General features: G+C 68.1%; 4 protein-coding genes. 1 reads left to right on the forward strand and 3 read right to left on the reverse strand.

The window, feature by feature from the left end; all coding sequences use genetic code 11:
- The 3 genes from GPA_RS18560 to GPA_RS00190 form a co-directional block, all read right to left on the reverse strand.
- The coding region (locus GPA_RS18560) for a glycosyltransferase family protein (RefSeq protein WP_462486139.1) at positions 1 to 864 on the reverse strand (864 nt) is incomplete at its 3' end.
- 96 nt (positions 865 to 960) lie between these two features.
- On the reverse strand, positions 961 to 1,455 hold the full coding sequence (locus GPA_RS00185) for a universal stress protein (protein ID WP_015538604.1): 495 nt from the start codon (positions 1,453 to 1,455) through the stop codon (positions 961 to 963).
- Positions 1,456 to 1,595: 140 nt separating this feature from the next.
- Complete coding sequence (locus GPA_RS00190) at positions 1,596 to 1,847, reverse strand: Hpt domain-containing protein (RefSeq protein ID WP_015538605.1); 252 nt, start codon at positions 1,845 to 1,847, stop codon at positions 1,596 to 1,598.
- A gap of 255 nt (positions 1,848 to 2,102) precedes the next feature.
- On the opposite strand from GPA_RS00190, the gene GPA_RS00195 reads away from it, so the two are divergent.
- The coding region (locus tag GPA_RS00195; protein ID WP_041238647.1) for a glutamine synthetase family protein at positions 2,103 to 3,158 on the forward strand (1,056 nt) is incomplete at its 3' end.

Raw genomic sequence — 3,158 nt, forward strand, 5'->3', positions numbered from 1 at the left:
CACGGGCGGGATCGCCTGCCCCGTCGGGCCGGCCGGCGCGCCCGTGCGCGCGAGCCGTTCCTGCTCGAGCAGTGCGGCGGCCCTCACGAGCGTGGCCACGTCGTAGCTCGCGCCGAGCGTCCCCGCGTACGTGACCCAGACCTCGTCGGCGGGCTTCTCTATCGCGTCGGCGAAGCGGCTCGCGCCCGCGTCGAAAGCGGCCAGGTCGTTGCCCACGTAGACGGTCGTGTGGGGGTAGGGGCGCTGCCGGTCCTTGGCCGGGCGGGCAGCGTACTCGTCGGAGGTGCCCACGGCGCCGGAGAGCAGCTGGTAGACGCGCTTCGCGTCGCGCGCGAACGGGTAGAACGCCACATCGCTCACCACGGGGATGTCCACCACCATGCGCATGGCCTCGGGCCACAGGTCGTTGATGTCGGCCACGAAGGGGATGCCCTGCGCCTCGGCCGCCTCGGCGCAGACGCGCGCGACGTCGTTGGGTGGGATCTCCGCGTACACAAGATCGTAGGCGCCGGCGTTCTTTGCGAAGTGCTCGCGCAGGTTCTTGGCGGCAACGCGGTGGCTGCGGATGCGCCCGAGGTCGAGGTTCTTCGTGTAGCCCGGCTCCTCGATGAACACGATGCGGTAGGGAAGGCCCTGGTAGCAGGGCTTCGAGCAATCGCGCTGCGCCTTCTCCCAATGCTGGAACGTGGACGTGACGAGGTCGACGGCGAAGCCCTCGCGCGCGAGCAGCTCCGAGAGGAAGCGGAAGCGCGTGTAGCCGCGCGTCTCGTCGCCCAGCTTCACGCCCATCGTCACGACGGCGATGCGCTTGGGTACGCGCGCGGCGCTCTCCGCCGGTTTCTTCTGCTGGGTCAAGGTATCCATAACCGGGCCATTATACCAAGGGAGGGCGAAAGGCCGGCCGAGAACCCGCAAGGCAGCCGGCTGCTCCACAAGAACAGAAGGCCCGGGCAGCCCGCGCTACTCCTTCTCCGCTTCCTTCGCTATCAGCACCGGCACGTCCGCCGAGCGCAGGACGCCGTAGCTCACGCTGCCCAGCATGCCGCGCAGCACGCCCAGGCCGCGGGAACCCATGACGATGAGGTCGCAGCCGTGGTCGTGGGCGTAGTCGTTGATGCCGTCCACGACGGACGGGGCGTTCACGGCAAGCACCTGCACGGGGTTCGGCAGCCCGTCGAGCAGGGTGCCGATCGCCGCGCCCATGTCCTCCTTCTCGCGGGCGAGCGCCGCCTCGACGAGCTGCTTGTACAGGTCGGGGTCGACCGTGAGCGGCGGGACGCTCTGGTAGGGGTTCGCCTCCAGGCCGAGGGAGGGCGGCATCTCCGAGAGGAAGATGATGCCGACGACGTGCAGCTGGATGGCCGGGTCCTCCTCGGCGAGGCCCTTGGCGATCTCGAGCGCGTGGACGGCGTGCGCGGACTTGTCGAACGGTACGAGGATGTTGGAGAACTTCATCGGTGCCACCTTTCGTGGAATCGCAGGTCAGCGCGCGTCGCGCAGCGAGCTCAAAGCGGAGACGACGGCCGCGTGCGCGCTGCGGACGGGATCCATGAGCGCCGTCGCCCCTGCGAGGTCGCCCTCGCGCAAGGCTGCGTTCACCTTGCTCGCCGCCTCGTACAACGCGGCGAACGAAAGATTCCTGCAACGCCCTTGAGCGTATGGGCCTCGCGGACCGCCGTGTCCACGTCGCCGCCAGCCAATGCCTGCTCGAGTGCGGCGAAGTGCGTGTCGTCGAGGAACTTCAGGGCAAGGCGCTCGTAAAGCTCCGCGTTGCCGCCGAAGCGCTCCATCGCCCCGTCGTAGTCGATGCCGTTTCTTTTCAACGCTTCCGCGTATTCTGCCATCATGGTTGCCTTGCCTCTCGTTTCGCGTGCCTCGTCCGTCCAGGGCGCTCGGCCGCGGGCGGATTCTAAAGTATAACCTTCCGGCGTGGCGAATGGGGCGCGCCTCCCATCCGTCACGCGCGCGTTACCGACCGGTTCGCGAAAGGCAGGCAAGGGGGCGAAGGGCCTTCCCGCCACCTCGCCGCATGGCCGGGGCGTTGCGTAACGAGACCGAAACATCGCGGGTTATAATGGTAGCTTGAGAGAAAGGATGCGCCCATGACCGCGAACCCCGACCAGGACTTCGTCCTCAAGACCATCAAGAGCCGCGACGTTCACTTCGTGCGCTTCTGGTTCACCGACGTGCTGGGCGCCATGAAGTCGTTCGCCGTCGTGCCGGGCGAGCTCGAGGACGCACTCGCCGACGGCATGGGCTTCGACGGCAGCTGCATCGAGGGGTTCTGCCGCACGCAGGAGTCCGACATGCTCGCGTACCCCGACGCCTCCACGTTCCAGGTGCTGCCCTGGCGCCCCGAGTCCAACGCGGTCGCCCGCATGTTCTGCGACGTGCGCACGCCCGACGGCCTGCCGTTCGAGGGCGACCCGCGCCACGTGCTCGCGCGTACGGTGGGGAAGGCCCGGGAGATGGGCTATGTGTTCAACGTGGGCCCGGAGCTGGAGTTCTACTACTTCAAGGGGCCCGAGGGCGCCGAGGTGCTCGACCGCGGCGGCTACTTCGACCTCACGAGCCTCGACTACGCCTCAGACCTGCGCCGCGACACGGTGCTCACGCTGGAGAAGATGGGCATCCCTGTGGAGTACAGCCACCACGAGAACGGGCCCTCGCAGCACGAGATAGACCTGCGCTTCGCCGATGCGCTGTCCATGGCCGACGCGGTGATGACGTACAAGCTGGTGGTGAAGGAGATAGCGCTGAAGCACGGCGTGTACGCCTCGTTCATGCCCAAGCCCATGGCGGGCGAGCCGGGCAGCGGCATGCACGTGCACCAGAGCCTGTTCGACCTCGACGGCAACAACGCGTTCTTCGACGCGCGCGACCCCCAGGGCTACCGCCTGTCGGACGTGGCGAAGCGCTATATCGCGGGCATCCTGAAGTACGCGCCCGAGTTCTGCCTGGTCACGAACCAGTTCGTGAACTCTTACAAGCGCCTCGTCTGCGGGGGCGAGGCCCCCACGTACCTGTCGTGGGCGAGCCGCAACCGCTCCACGCTCGTGCGCATACCCGGCTACCGGCCCGACCGCGAGGACGCCTGCCGCATCGAGCTGCGCAGCCCCGACCCCGCCGCGAACCCCTACCTGGCCTTCGCCGCCATG

Origin of the sequence: Gordonibacter pamelaeae 7-10-1-b (assembly GCF_000210055.1) — a bacterium.
Taxonomy (GTDB): Bacteria; Actinomycetota; Coriobacteriia; order Coriobacteriales; family Eggerthellaceae; genus Gordonibacter; species Gordonibacter pamelaeae.